The sequence below is a fragment of the Burkholderia sp. MR1-5-21 genome (genome assembly GCF_053427715.1).
Window position 1 is genome coordinate 57,398 of sequence record NZ_JBSAXD010000040.1, and the last position, 13,864, is coordinate 71,261.

At 63.8% G+C, this 13,864-nt stretch carries 9 protein-coding genes; 8 read left to right on the forward strand and 1 reads right to left on the reverse strand.

Translation table 11 applies throughout. The features are described from left to right. Positions 1–72: 72 nt before the first annotated feature. From parS to ACV229_RS35745, 6 genes are all read left to right on the forward strand, one after another. On the forward strand, positions 73–528 hold the full coding sequence (parS, locus tag ACV229_RS35720) for a type II RES/Xre toxin-antitoxin system antitoxin (RefSeq protein ID WP_448087778.1): 456 nt from the start codon (positions 73–75) through the stop codon (positions 526–528). Further along, positions 525–1,004 (forward strand): RES family NAD+ phosphorylase, encoded by a 480-nt coding sequence (locus ACV229_RS35725; protein ID WP_448087779.1) that lies wholly within the window; start codon positions 525–527, stop codon positions 1,002–1,004. Before parS ends, ACV229_RS35725 begins: the two co-directional genes overlap by 4 nt. Before the next feature lie 187 nt (positions 1,005–1,191). After that, the gene (locus ACV229_RS35730) at positions 1,192–4,665 is read left to right on the forward strand and encodes an adenylate/guanylate cyclase domain-containing protein (protein WP_448087780.1); all 3,474 of its coding nucleotides are present in this window, start codon (positions 1,192–1,194) and stop codon (positions 4,663–4,665) included. A 115-nt stretch (positions 4,666–4,780) separates the two neighbouring features. Next, positions 4,781–5,830: a patatin-like phospholipase family protein gene (locus ACV229_RS35735; protein WP_448087781.1), complete on the forward strand. Its 1,050-nt coding sequence runs from the start codon at positions 4,781–4,783 to the stop codon at positions 5,828–5,830. 94 nt (positions 5,831–5,924) lie between these two features. Next, positions 5,925–6,536: an HD domain-containing protein gene (locus ACV229_RS35740; protein ID WP_448087782.1), complete on the forward strand. Its 612-nt coding sequence runs from the start codon at positions 5,925–5,927 to the stop codon at positions 6,534–6,536. Positions 6,537–6,760: 224 nt separating this feature from the next. Next, positions 6,761–7,801 carry a methyl-accepting chemotaxis protein gene (locus tag ACV229_RS35745; RefSeq protein ID WP_448087783.1) on the forward strand — a complete coding sequence of 347 codons (1,041 nt, stop codon included), beginning with the start codon at positions 6,761–6,763 and terminating at the stop codon, positions 7,799–7,801. A 58-nt stretch (positions 7,802–7,859) separates the two neighbouring features. Here the strand turns inward: ACV229_RS35745 and ACV229_RS35750 are convergent, their stop codons facing one another. Continuing rightward, positions 7,860–8,798, reverse strand: coding sequence for a tyrosine-type recombinase/integrase (locus tag ACV229_RS35750; RefSeq protein ID WP_448087784.1), 939 nt, complete (start codon positions 8,796–8,798; stop codon positions 7,860–7,862). Between the two features lie 267 nt (positions 8,799–9,065). Between ACV229_RS35750 and ACV229_RS35755 the strand changes: the two genes are divergently transcribed. Beyond that, on the forward strand, positions 9,066–11,708 hold the full coding sequence (locus ACV229_RS35755; protein WP_448087785.1) for a type VI secretion system Vgr family protein: 2,643 nt from the start codon (positions 9,066–9,068) through the stop codon (positions 11,706–11,708). Beyond that, positions 11,692–13,734, forward strand: a complete 2,043-nt coding sequence (locus ACV229_RS35760) for a phospholipase D-like domain-containing protein (RefSeq protein WP_448087786.1) — start codon at positions 11,692–11,694, stop codon at positions 13,732–13,734. Before ACV229_RS35755 ends, ACV229_RS35760 begins: the two co-directional genes overlap by 17 nt. Positions 13,735–13,864: the final 130 nt, after the last annotated feature.

Here is a 13,864-nt window from a genome sequence, read left to right on the forward strand (position 1 = left end):
GTCGCACTCCCGCGCCTCGCACGTTTTTGGCAAAACGCCTATAATGATTGGGCAAATTGCCAAGGAGCGGTCATGAGCACCATCGCCTTTCGCCCGACGGGCATCGCGCACCCACGTCAGGCCGAATTCTCGATTCTCGAAGAGCTGCTCGCGATCCGTGTCCGGTCGGGCGCCGATCTCGCCGAACTGGCGAGCGCGCGTGTCGACGTCGACGTGATCGACCGGTTGTCCGAGCACGGCCTCAAGTCGGACGAACTGGCGTTCATCATCCCGCGGCGAACGCTGAGCCATCGCCGCCAGGCGCATGAGCGCCTGTCGCCCGAGGAGTCCGACAAGGCGATCCGTCTCGCGCGGATCGTCGCGCAGGCGGCGGCCACCTTCGGCGAGCAGGACAAGGCGATGACGTGGCTGCGCAGCGGGCTCCAGCGCTTCGGCGGCCGCACCGCGCTCGACATGGCGAGCACGGAGCACGGCGCGCGGCTCGTCGAGGAAGCCCTCACACAGATCGACGAGGGGTACTTCGCTTGACGACACTGTGGCGGATCAGCAATTACGCCGACCTGAAGGGCATCGGCGGATTGCGTGCCGGCGGACGCTGGCATTTCGCCGGGCAGCCGGTCGTCTACCTCGCCGAGCACCCGGCGCTTGCGCTGCTCGAGACGCTCGTCCACCTGGAAATCGGATCGGTCGCGCAGTTGCCGAGCGGGTATCAGCTGTTGCGGGTGGACGTGCCCGACGCGATCGCCGTCGCTGAGATCGCCGAAGCGGACGCGCCCGCCGATTGGCGCTCGAATCCCGACTGGACGAAGGGCGCCGGCACCGAGTGGCTGCAGACGCAGCCGAGCGCGTTGCTGCGGGTGCCGAGCGTGGTCGTGCCGTATGCGCACAATTTCCTGCTGAATCCCCTCCATCCGGCTGCGGCCGACGTTCGCATTGCGGAGGTCGTGCAGTCGCCTTACGACAATCGGATCTTGCGGCTGGTCCAGCCGCTGCCGCGCGGATAAATCCGCAACGCGTGCGATGCAGCTTCCGTCGCGGTTCGCGGCATGGAGGCGGAGCCACGCGCACCTGTGGCGCGAGCGCAAGCGTGACGTCGCAAGTCGACGCGCGCCGTGTGCGACCGGCGCCTTGCCGCAACCGGGTACGGCACTAGAATGATTAAAAGCTGGCACCGGGCAAGGGAAGGAGCGTATGCGCTGCGCACATTGCGGATTCGACAATCCCGCCGGGGCTCGCTTCTGTCAGGCGTGCGGCACGATGCTGACGCGCGCCTGTCCGCGCTGTGGCCACGAGTCGGGCCCGACCGCCAAGTTCTGCAGCGAATGCGGCGCGCCGCTGAGCGATTCGCGCGATGTGCCTGCGTCGCGTCCGCGGCCGGCATCCGGGCCGCCCGCGGCGCCGGTCCCGCCGATTCATTACACGCCGCACCACCTCGCCGAGCGCATCCTCGCCGAACAGGCGGCAATGGAAGCGCGGGGCGAGACCGCCGGCGAGCGCAAGACCGTCACCGCGCTGTTCGCGGACATGGCCGGTTCGACCGCGCTGATCCACGACCTCGACCCGGAAGAGGCACACCGCCTGATCGACCCCGTCGTCGCGCTGATGATGGAAGCGGTCCACTACTACGAAGGCTATGTGGCGAAGTCGCTCGGCGACGGCATCCTCGCGCTGTTCGGCGCGCCGATTGCCCACGAGGACCATCCGCAGCGCGCGCTGTTCGCGGCGCTGCGGATGCAGGAAGCAATGCGTCGGCACAGCGACCGGGTTCGTCTGGAGAAAGGTATCCCGCTGCAGATCCGCGTCGGCGTGCATACCGGTGAAGTCGTCGTGCGCTCGATCCGCACGGACGACCTGCATACCGATTACGACCCGGTCGGGCATACGATCCACATCGCGTCACGGATGGAAGGGATCGCGACGCCTTCGTCGATCCTCGTCAGCGAGTCGACGCACAAGCTGGCCGAAGGCTACTTCGAGTTCAAGGCGCTCGGGGCCACCCAGGTCAAGGGCATTCCGGAGCCGCTGTCGGTGTACGAGGTGCTGAGCCTCGGCGCGTTGCGTACGCGGCTGCAATTGTCCGCGCATCGCGGCCTCGCACGGTTCGTTGGCCGCGATGCCGAGCTGGAACACCTGCACGGCGCGCTGGAAGAGGCCAAGGCGGGCCGCGGTCGGGTCGTCGCGGTGGTCGGCGAGGCCGGGGTCGGCAAGTCGCGGCTGTTCCATGAATTCAAGGCGCGCTCGCGGCGCGGCTGTCTGGTGCTCGAGACCTTCTCGGTGTCGCACGGCAAGGCCTTTGCGAACCTGCCGCTGATCGAGTTGCTGAAGAACTATTTCCAGATCACCGCGCAGGACGACGAGCGGCGCTGCCGGGAAAAAGTCACGGGCAAGGCGTTGACGCTCGAGCGCGGCTTCGAAGAGCTCGTGCCGTACCTGCTCTATCTGCTTGGCGCCGGCGAGCCCGGCTCGGCGCTCGCGGAAATGGATCCGCAGATCCGCCGCGAACGCACATTCGACGCGATCATCCGGCTGCTGACGCGCGAGAGCCGCGACCAGCCGATCGAGCTGCTGTTCGAGGACCTGCAATGGCTCGATCGCGAGACCGAGGCGTTCCTCACGAGCCTGATCGACCGCGTCGCGGACACGCGAATCCTGCTGCTCGTGAACTACCGGCCCGAGTATCCGGCACTCTGGGACGGCGCTGCGCATTGCACCCGGCTGCGGCTCGAACCGCTGGGCCCGGCCGAGGCGCAAGGATTGCTCACCGCGCTGCTCGGCGACGATCCCGGCCTCGAGCCGCTCAAGACGCGCATCCTCGACATGACGGAAGGCAATCCGTTCTTCATGGAGGAAGTGGTCCAGACGCTCGTCGAGGAACAGACGCTCGTCGGCGAACCGGGCCGCTACCGGATCGTGCAGACGCCGGCCGCGCTGCATATTCCGACGACCGTGCAGGGCGTGCTGGCGGCCCGTATCGACCGGCTCGCCGTCGATGAAAAGGAGCTGCTGCAGACGCTCGCGGTGATCGGCAAGGAGTTTCCGTTCAGCCTGATCCGGCGCATCTGTGACCCGCAGGTCGCGCAGACCGAAGACGACCTGCGCCAGCTGCTGGCTCGGCTCAACACGGCGGAGTTCATCTACGAGCGACCGGCGTTCCCGGAAGTCGAATATTCGTTCAAGCACGCGCTGACGCAGGAAGTGGCCGGCCACTCGCTGCTCACGGAGCGGCGCAGCGCACTGCACGAGCGCACCGCGCAGGCGATCGAGGCGCTGTTTCCGACGCGGATCGCCGACTACTGCAACGAGCTCGCGCATCACTACCGGTTGAGCGGCAACGTGCAGAAGGCCGTCGAGTATCTGTACCGCACCGGGCAACAGGCGCTGCAGCATTCCGCGCAACCCGACGCGATGCGGCACCTCGGCGCCGCGCTGGAACTGCTCGAGCGGTTGCCCGATACGCGCGAGCGCGCGCATCAGGAGCTGACGCTGCGGCTGGCGCTGGGGCCTGCTCTGATGGCCGTCCGCGGCTATGGCGCGCCGGAGGTCGAGGCGAACTACACGCGCGCGCTCGCGCTGTGCGAGCAGGCAGGCGAGACGTCGCAGCTCTTTCCGGTGCTGCTTGGATTGAGGACCTATTACCACCTGCGCGCGGAGTACCGCCCGGCACGGGAACTGGGCGACCGGCTGCTGCGCATGGCGCGACACGCGCACAAGCCGGGGCTGCTCGTGGAGGGACATCTCGCGCTCGCGGCCACCCTGTTCTTCGAAGGCGATCTCGGCACCGCCCGCGCGCATCAGGACCGGGCACTTGCGCTGCTCGATGCGGAACCGCGTCCGGAGCCGATGGTGAACATCGTGATCGATCCGCGCATCCGCGGCCTGAGTTTCCTCGCATGGACGCTGTGGCACCAGGGATATGCAGATCAGGCGAACCAGCGCAGCGAGGCTGCGCTCGCGCGCGCCAGGCAAACGCCCAACGTGCCGACGCTTGCGTTGACGCTCGCCTATGCCGCGCAGCTGCATCAGCTCCGGCGCGAGGTTGCACCGATTCGCGAGCGCGCCGACGCACTGATGACGCTCGCGACCGAGCAGGGGCTGCCTTTCTGGTACGGGTGGGGGGCGGTGCTTCACGGCTGGGCGTTGAGCGAGCAGGGCAGCGTCGACGCAGGGATCGCGCAGATCCGCGCGGGCATTGACGGGTATCGCGCGACGGGCGCCGCGATGGGCTGCTCGTATTTCCACGCGCTGCTCGCGGACAGTTACCGGAAGGCTGGCGATACGGCAGCGGGGCTGCGCGCGATCGATGAGGGGATCGCGCTGGCGGGCCGGTCCGGAGAACGCTGCTACGAGGCCGAGTTGTATCGGCTCAAGGCAGCGCTGCTGCTCGCGATGCGGGACGACGGCAGCGGCGTCGGCGAACCGCCCGGTGCGGAGCAGGCCGAAGGCTGCCTGCACAACGCGATCGACATTGCACGCGAGCAGGGCGCCCGCTCGTTCGAGCTGCGCGCGGTGCGGGACCTTGCCCGGCTGCGCGTGAGCCAGGGGGAGACCGCGGATGCGCGGAAGATGCTGTCCGACGTCTGCGCCGGGTTTGCGGAAGGCTTCGATACGGTCGACCTGCAGGAGGTCAGCGCATTGCTCGAGTCGTTGGCGGCAACCGGCGGGTGAGCGATCGGCGCCGACGCACGCATGAACGCAGGTGGACGTCACGCGTCGCGGGCACGGTGTGAATCGGCATCGACAAGCGCCATCGACAAGCGGCATCGACGACGGGAGACGGGAGATGGCGACGAAGAACACGAAACACCGGGACAGTGGCGAACCCAAGCCGGTCGCGCTCGCGCTGCAGGGCGGCGGGATGCACGGCGCGTTCACGTGGGGCGTGCTGGACCGCCTGCTCGAGGACGGCCGGCTCGCGATCGAAGGCGTGAGCGCCACCAGCGCTGGCGCGATGAATGCGGCCGTGCTGGCCGACGGGTTGCTGCGGGGCGGCGCGCCCGGCGCGCGCGACGCGCTGCACGACTTCTGGCACGCGATCGCACAGTCCGCCGAGCAATACAACCCGCTGCGCTGGACGCCGTGGCTGAAAGGGACGCACAGCTTCGGGCTCGATCACTCGCCGATGTATATGTTCGCCGACATGGTGCTGCGCATCTTCTCGCCGTACCAGTTCAATCCGCACAACCTGAATCCGCTGCGCGAAGTGCTCGAGCGTCACGTCGACTTCGATGCGTTGCGCAGGCACTGCCCGATCCGTCTCTACCTGAGCGCGACCAACGTCGAGACGGGGAAGATCCGGATCTTCACGGGCGAGGATGTGTGCGCGGAAGCGGTGCTCGCGTCGGCTTGCGTGCCGACGCTGTTCCAGGCGATCACGATCGACGGCCAGCACTACTGGGACGGCGGCTACATGGGCAATCCGGCGATTTACCCGCTGATCTACCATTGCGACACTCAGGACGTCGTGATCGTCCATATCAATCCGCTCGTGCGCCCCGGCGTGCCGAGAACGGCGGCCGACATCCTGAACCGCATCAGCGAGATCAGCTTCAACTCGTCGCTGATGCGCGAGATGCGCGCGATCGCGTTCGTGACCGAACTGATCCAGCAGGGCAAGATCAAGCGCGACGAGATGAAGGAAATGCTGATCCATTCGATCCGTTCCGACGAGGAAATGTGCGCGCTCAGCGTGTCCAGCAAGTACAACGCGGACTGGGACTTTCTGTGCAGCCTGCGCGACAACGGCAGGCGTGAAGCCGAGGCCTGGCTCGCGGAGAACTACCAGCATATCGGGCAGCGGTCGAGCATCGATATCCGCAAGGAGTTCTTTTGAGCGCCGTCGCGGGACGGCTGCGTGCGGCGGGCGCGCGCGAGCACGAGGCGGCGTTGCGCTTGCGCACGCGGCGCGACGACGGAGAGAGGCGAAGATGAACCAGACGCAAGCGCGCTTCATCGCACTGTGGTCGCGCAGCGGCGGCCGCGATGCCGAAGCCATCTATGCCGATCTCGCGCAATGCTATGGCGAAGCGACGCGTCACTACCACACGCTGCGCCATATCCGCCGCTGTCTGCGCGATTTCGACTGGGCGCGCGGTGCGATCCCGCATCCCGATGCCGTGGAGCTCGCGCTGTGGTGCCACGACGTGATCTACCGGCCCGGCGCGCGCGACAACGAGGCGCGCAGCGCCGACTGGTTCGTGCAGCGGGCGGCGGGACGGATCGCCTCCGGTGCGCATATCCGCGACATGATCCTCGCGACCCGGCACCGGAGCGTGCCGGGCGAACCGGACGACCGTTTCGCCGTCGACATCGACCTCGCGGTACTCGGCGCGGCGCGCGACCGCTTTCGCGAGGACGGCCTGCGGCTGCGGGCCGAGCGCCCGGATCTCGACGATCGTGCCTACGATGCGCAAGTCCGCTCGATCCTCGGCGACCTGCTTGCGCGTCCGCGCATCTATCACACCGATCTGTTCCACGACCGCTGCGAGGCGCGCGCGCGCCGCAATCTGTCGTGGCGGCTCGGCTTGCCGCTGCGCTGATAGAGCGTCGGCGTCGGCCGTACCGCGCCGGACACGACCGTCAGCAAAGCGTGCAAGGGTCGCCCCCATCGTGGTGCATCGCCTGTGCGACCGGCGTGCATGCACGGACGAGTGACCGGCATTCGGCCGCGATACGGGCATTTTCACGCGCTGGAGCAGGCCCGGAACTTGCGTTCCTCTCCGGGCGACACATCACGCACGTGACAACGAGAGAGACCCAAGACATGGCCAATCCACAAGCAATCGTCGACCTGACCCACGAAGTGAAGAAGCTGGCCACCGGCAAGATCGGCGACATCAACGACATCAACCGCGAGACGACCTTCCTCGCGTTGAATGCGCTGATCGAGGCCGCCCGCGCGGGCGATGCCGGCAAAGGCTTCGCGGTGGTCGCGAACCAGGTCAAGCACGTATCGAAACGCATCGGCGACATCACCGACGGGCTCAACAAGGAACTCGCGGGGGCGCTGACACGCCTGACCGAACTCGGCGACAGCATGATCGAACGGATGCGTTCGCATGAAGGCCAGCGCTGCGCCGATCTCGCGCTGAACATGATCGACATCATCGACCGCAACCTGTACGAGCGCTCGTGCGACGTCCGTTGGTGGGCGACCGATTCGGCGCTCGTCGATTGCGTGACGCACGAGAGTCCCGCGGCGAGCGCGCATGCTTCGGCGCGGCTGTCGGTGATTCTCGACAGCTACACCGTCTACAAGGATCTGTGGGTCGTGAATGCCGACGGCATCGTGGTTGCGAGCGGGCGCGAGGCGACTTATCCGGTGCAGGGGCGCGACGTGCACGACGCGCACTGGTTCAAGGCCGCGTTGAAGACGCACACCGGCGCCGACTACGCGGCATCCGATATCGAGACGCTGCCGTGGCTGAAGCATGCGCAGGTCGCGACGTATTCGACCGCCATTCGCGCGGGTGGCCAGGCGCACGGCCGGGTGCTCGGCGCGCTCGTCATTTTCTTCGACTGGGCGCCCCAGGCGGCGGCGGTCGTCGGCGGCGTGCGGCTGAGCGACGACGAATGGGCGCGCACCCGCTGCATGATCGTCGACGCGTCGTCGCGCGTGATCGCGAGTTCGGACGGCAAGGGCGTGCTGCAGGAACAGTTCCGCCTGCAGACGGACGGCAAGGCCGCGGGTTTCTATCGGATGCACAACGGTACGATGGTGTCGTTCGCGGCGACGCCCGGTTACGAGACGTACAAGGGGCTCGGCTGGTACGGCGTGATCTGCCAGCAGCCGCCGAACAGATAGGTGCAGGCAGTGCGCACGGTTGCGTTGCAGCGCGTGCCGTTCCCGAAACGCGCGGGAATCAGCGGGAACGATCGGCAATGCGCGCGCCGGCGTCCTGCGCGAGCGTTTGCTGGATCCGGACGACGGTCCGGGACGTCACGAGGCCGAGCATCGCGTTCACGTCCGCGTGGCTGCGGCCTGCGATCAGTTGACGGCGCGCGTACGTGTTTCGCAGCACGCGCGGGCTCATGTCCGGCGCGTCGAAACCGATCGCGGTCAGCGCGTCGCGCACGACGAGCAGCAGGAACATGTCGTTCATCGCACGTCCGCTGCGCGGTGCCGGAAACAGCAGCGCCGACCGCGGTTCGGCGGCGACGAGCGTGCGCCAGGCGTCGAGCGGCTTGCGCGCGAAGCGCTCGAGCACGATCCGGCGTGCGGGCCGTGCGCCGTGCCGACTTACGTCGAGCGTCGGGCGGCGTGTGTCGAGATCGAGCGCATCGATCGTCGTCGTGCGGATTTCCCGGGACGTGATGCCGCTGCCGAGCAGCAGCGCAACGATCGCACGATTCCTGCATTCGACCGGGCCATCGCCGGTGCGCGGTTGCACGTACGCCTGCAGTGCGTTGTCGGCGTCCGGCGGCAGGCAGACGGGTTCCGGCTCGCCGTCCGGCCAGGCGACGAAGCGCGCCATCGGGTCGGCCGGATTCGTTTCGCGCAGACCCGCGGACACCAGTTGCCTGCCGACGCGATCGATCAGCTTCGCATAGCGTGCGCGGGTTGAACTGTCAGGCGCACAGGTGCGCTCGAGATCCGCGAGGAACCCTTCGACGTGCTCAGGGCCGAACGTCGCCGGCGTTACGCCGCGCGCGAGCAGATAGCGCAGGAAGCGGTCGAACATTGCCGCGTGCTGCACGATCGAGCGGGGTGCAAAGGGCCGCCGGTCCGCGCCGGTCGCTTCCGTTTCCTGCCATGCGCGAAAGGCGCCGACGGGGTCGCGAATCCACAGATCCTTGTCCATCGCGGTTTTATATACGGAATACCGCGCGACCGGCAATAGGGCGAATCGTCGATTCGCCGGCGTTCCGTATTTGACCTTGGTTCACCTTGCGAACGCCGCAATTGACTGTAGAATCGCGCACGAGAGCCCATGTCATATTGATGACAATAAGTAAGCAAAAAGTAATAAAGGGATAGCAATGGATGCGCAGGACATCGTGAGGGCGATTCAAGGCGACTGCTTCAGCAGGACCGTCTGCTGAAACTCGATACCCCACTCGGGGCCAACGTGTTGTTGCCGCAACGCGTGATGGGCTGGTCGCGCATCGGGCGGCACTATGATTTCACCGTTGACGTCCTGTCGACGCGCAGTGATCTGAAGCTGAAGAAGCTGATCGGGCAGTCCGTTACCCTTTGGGTCCAGCAGGCGAACAAGTCTTATCTTCCCCGGCACGGCTATGTTTATTCGGTCCGGCGACTGGGAGCGGAAGGTGGACTGACCAGTTATCAGATCTGCTTTGCATCATGGATGCATTTCCTGAAATTTCGGCGCGACCAGCGGGTCTGGCAGGACAAGTCGGTCGATGAAATCCTGAGCGACGTGTTCGATGCCCATACTCAAGCGAAGGGCCGTTTCAACTTTGCGCTCTCGAAGCCGCTGCCGCCGCGTTCATACTGCACGCAGTATGAGGACGACTGGAATTTTGCCCATCGATTGATGGAGACAGAGGGCCTGTTCGGTATTTGGAAGCAGGCTGATGACGGCAAGTCGCACACGCTGACCATCACCGACCACCTGGATACTTGCGAGCCGCTCGCCCCACGGACTGTTCAGTTCTCCCGTTACAGCACGAACACCGAGGTCGATGCGCTGGCTTACTGGTCGGGCATCCGAACCCTGCATAGCGCTGTGCTGACAACCCGCACGTTCGACTATAAGAGTCCGTCGTCTCTCGCCAATCCGAAAGGCACCAACGTACCAACGGTATCGCAGGATTTGCCCGATCAGTTGGAGATGTACGAGTACACCGGTCCGTATACATACTTGCAGCAGGATCGTGGTGACAACCTCACCAAAGTACGCATGGAAGAATGGGAGTCGCGCGCAAAGCGGTTTTATGGCACGGGCGGTCTGCGTGCGATAGACGCTGGTCGATGGTTCGAACTCGACGGACATCCGGAGCACGACCGGGATTCTGCAGAGCGGCGTCAGTTCGCGGTTATCGAAGCCGTATGGCTGATCGAGAACAACATCCCGGGATCAAGCCATCATGCGAACTTCCCGCACAGCCTGCAAGGCCGGCTGACCGATGTGACGGCAGCCCGCGATGGAGGAAACGCGTCAATCGTATCGCATGAGGACGGCTCCAAAGGTTTCTTCCTGATCGAGATCGAGGCGCAGCGTAAATCTGTCCCCTACCGCAGTCCGTTCGAACATCATAAGCCGGTCATGCAGATGCAGACCGCGACCGTGGTTGGACCCCAAGGTCAGGAGGTCTATACCGACGAATTAGGTCGAGTCAAGGTGCAGTTTCACTGGGACCGGATTGGCCAACGCAATGAGCGTAGCTCGTGCTGGGTGCGTGTCGCGCAGCCCTGGTCGAGTTCCGGTTTCGGCGGTATTCAGCTACCGAGGATCGGAGACGAGGTTGTCGTGCCATTTTTCGAGGGTGACCCGGATCGACCGGTCATCACGGCACGCGTGGGAAACGGTGCGAATCGCCCGCAGTGGAACCTCCCCGATCAACATGCGCTGTCAGGCTTCGTCAGCAAAGAAATCGGCGGGGAGCAGAACAACGTCTGGCTGAAGGACGATACGAAGGGGCAGGTGCAGACCCAGATTCGCAGCGATCACCTCGAATCTGGTTTGCACATGGGCTACCTCACACGCGTGAGCGAGCCGGCGGGGCGTGGCGAGAAGCGCGGCGAGGGCGCAGAGTTGCGCACGGACGGACATGCCGCGATGCGCGGCGCGCGCGGGTTGCTGCTGTCGACTCATGCACGCTCGGGCGCCACCGGCGATGCATTCAACGTCGACGAGGTGAACCTTCAACTCGCGAACGCTCAGGATACCGCAGCAAGTCTTGCTCAGTCGGCCCAGTCGGCAGGGGCGCAGGATGGTGAGCAGAAGGCTGTGGCCACCTCGTTGAAGACACAGGCAAAGTCCATTCAGGGTGGCGGCACACTGAAGCAGTTCGAGCAGCCGCATCTGGTTCTGGCCAGTCCCGCAGGCGTTGCTGCCAGCACGGAGCAGCAGATTCACTTGAGCAGCGGGAAAACCACGGCGGTCACCACCGGCGAGCACATGTCGGTCAGCACGGGCGGCGGCTTTTTCGCCAGTGCGCGCCGGGCGCTGCGGCTGTTCGCCTACGAAGCCGGCATGCGCATGGTTGCTGCGGCAGGCGACATCGACGTGAAGGCGTTGAAGGACAGCATCAATCTGCTGGCGAAGCTGAATGTGACCGTCACGGCTACCAAGATCACGATCAGCGCGCAGCAGGAGGTCGAGATCAACGGCGATGGCAGTTATACCCGCTGGACGGCCGGACAGATAAAGAGCGGCACGTCCGGTGGCTTCGAGGTGCATTCGGCACGTCAGACATTCGTTGGACCCGACAGCGTCAGCACGCCGACCATCCCGGCGCTGCCTCCGGAGAAGGAGCAACTGCATTTCGCGTTAGGCGCATTACCTAGCGAAGGGCATCAATACATCAGCGAGCCCTACGACCTTTACAAGGGCGGAGCAAAGATTGGGCAAGGGGTCACGGATGAATTCGGCCGGGTGGTGGTGAAGGATCACCAGCCCGGTACGGCGGCCTATCAGGTCAAGCTGGCCAACGGCGGGCAGTTCGACCTCAACGTGAAGGATGCGCTCGAGGGCGACCCGGATCACGCTGACCAGCGTACCAATCGTGGTGAGCGATTGGCCTGATGAAGCAAGATCGATCAATGAAAAGGACCTGAACGTGGTTGACTGCATCCTGAAATCCCAGAACCCCGCAAATGTCGCGATCGACGAACAAGCGCGCGTGGCGAAGTCATCGGCACAATGGTTGCTGGAAAAGCGTACGGACATAGCCCCGATTACCTATGAAAACCATCTCGACTTCTTCATCTGTGGTGATGAGGGGTTCGCGAACATTGCGAATGACCTGAAGCTCGCGAAGGAAACCGCGGATATCGTCTGCTGGGGTTTCGATCCAGGTATGGAACTGATTCGCGAGGACGGCAAAAACGAGTGGCCACGCGGGCAAACCTATGGTGAGTTGCTAGAAGATATCGTGCAGAAAGGAGTCACTGTCCGGTTGATGGTCTGGTACCAGGAAACAGCTTCAGCCAAGCAAAACAACGTGCCGGGTTTTTCCGATATCGGCCACAATGTTCTCAAGAATCCAGCAGCTTGGGCGGTCGGAAGTTCGTCGTCTCCCTACAATAGTGAACGGCGCCAGAAATACTGCATCGATTGGTGGAAACGCCATCGGCCGAACGGCAATTGCAGCGGGACGAACAAGAAGCTGTTGATCACATTTCGCTCCATTGATGCGGCGGATGCCAGTCACTCGTTGGCCGACGAGAAGGACAAGCCGCAGGGCGGTATGGGGCCGACCAACGAACGCGCTCTTATGACGGCCTATCCGACTCACCATCAGAAGCCGATCTTGATCGATTACAACTACAACCAAGGTAGCAAGGCGGTCGGCTATGTGATGGGTTTGAACTCCGTAACGGATTACTGGGACCGGTCGGCCCATGAGATTGACGATCCCCATCGGGAGGCCTTGGCGAGCGGCAAGCTCAAGGAAGAACGGAAGCACGAGGAAGCCACACAGGGGAATCCGGGTACAAATGGCTATGTGCATGGCCGACCTTACCAGGATTACGCGTGCCGCGTATTCGGTCCGGCGTTAAAGCGATTGCATGAGAATTTTGTGCGGGACTGGAATCACTATGCTCCTGATGAATATGGCGTTCGGGAGGTTTCGGGGATACCGGCCAATATTCAGAAGGTGTCAACAGATCCCAATCATGCTGTGCAGATCGTTCGAACTCATCCGAGAGATGAAGAGAAAACGATCAAGGAACTCTATTTTCACGCGAGTTCCTGGGCGCGCAATTACATCTATATCGAGAATCAATACTTCTTTTATCCTGCCTTCGCCCGTCAACTGAAAGAGACCCGAAAAGGTCATTGGAAGGAGTGGGTGCCAAGGTCAGGAAAACCCAGTAGTGAAATGGGGATTCTGTATCTTTTCATTGTCATCCCTCATCCCGAGGACGATGGAATGATTCCCCGCACCTATGACATGCTCACTGAGCTGGGTGCGAGCGACCCAACGGCGAATAACCCGGCGATGGCCGATCAGGGAAAGTACGTTGCAGCCAATCGTGTGTCTCAAGACTACCCTGACGCCAAAACAGTAACCTACACCCTCGATACTCCAGATGGTCCGATAACGAGCGAGTACAAGGTCCTGGATCATCCCAGCGTGCAGGAACTTGCGTCCACCTATGGGATCAAGGTAAGCGTCGCCCGGCTACGCGCAAGCGGTCAGATCCGTAGTCGCGACATGGCCTACCGGGAAATCTACATCCACTCGAAGCTGATGATCATTGATGACGTGTTTATTACGGTGGGAAGTGCGAACCTGAACCAACGCAGCATGTCATCGGATAGCGAGATCAACATTGGCGCTACCGGTGTGGACTATGCCGCCACGCTGCGAGAGAGGGTTTTCAAGCTCCACTCAGGGGGAGACATTCCCGGTAGTGGCAATCCAGCAGATGTGCCGGACGTTTTCAAGGCATGGAACAGGCGCATGACACAGAATCGCGACGTTCAATTGACGGGGAAACAGAAATTGAAGGGATTTCTGCTTCCCTTTGAAGATCACCGCGCCACGTCCACGATGCATGCGTCCGTGACAATCCCTTCGTCTGGCGACACCGCCCTTGCGTAAGATGAACCGATTCAGCACGAAGCTTATCGCCCTTGTTCTGCGACTTCTGGTCGCCAGCCTCTGCGCGCTGGCCGCCAATCTGCAGGCTACCCCTCTGACAGCCTTGACCAGCAAGCTGAGTACCACCATG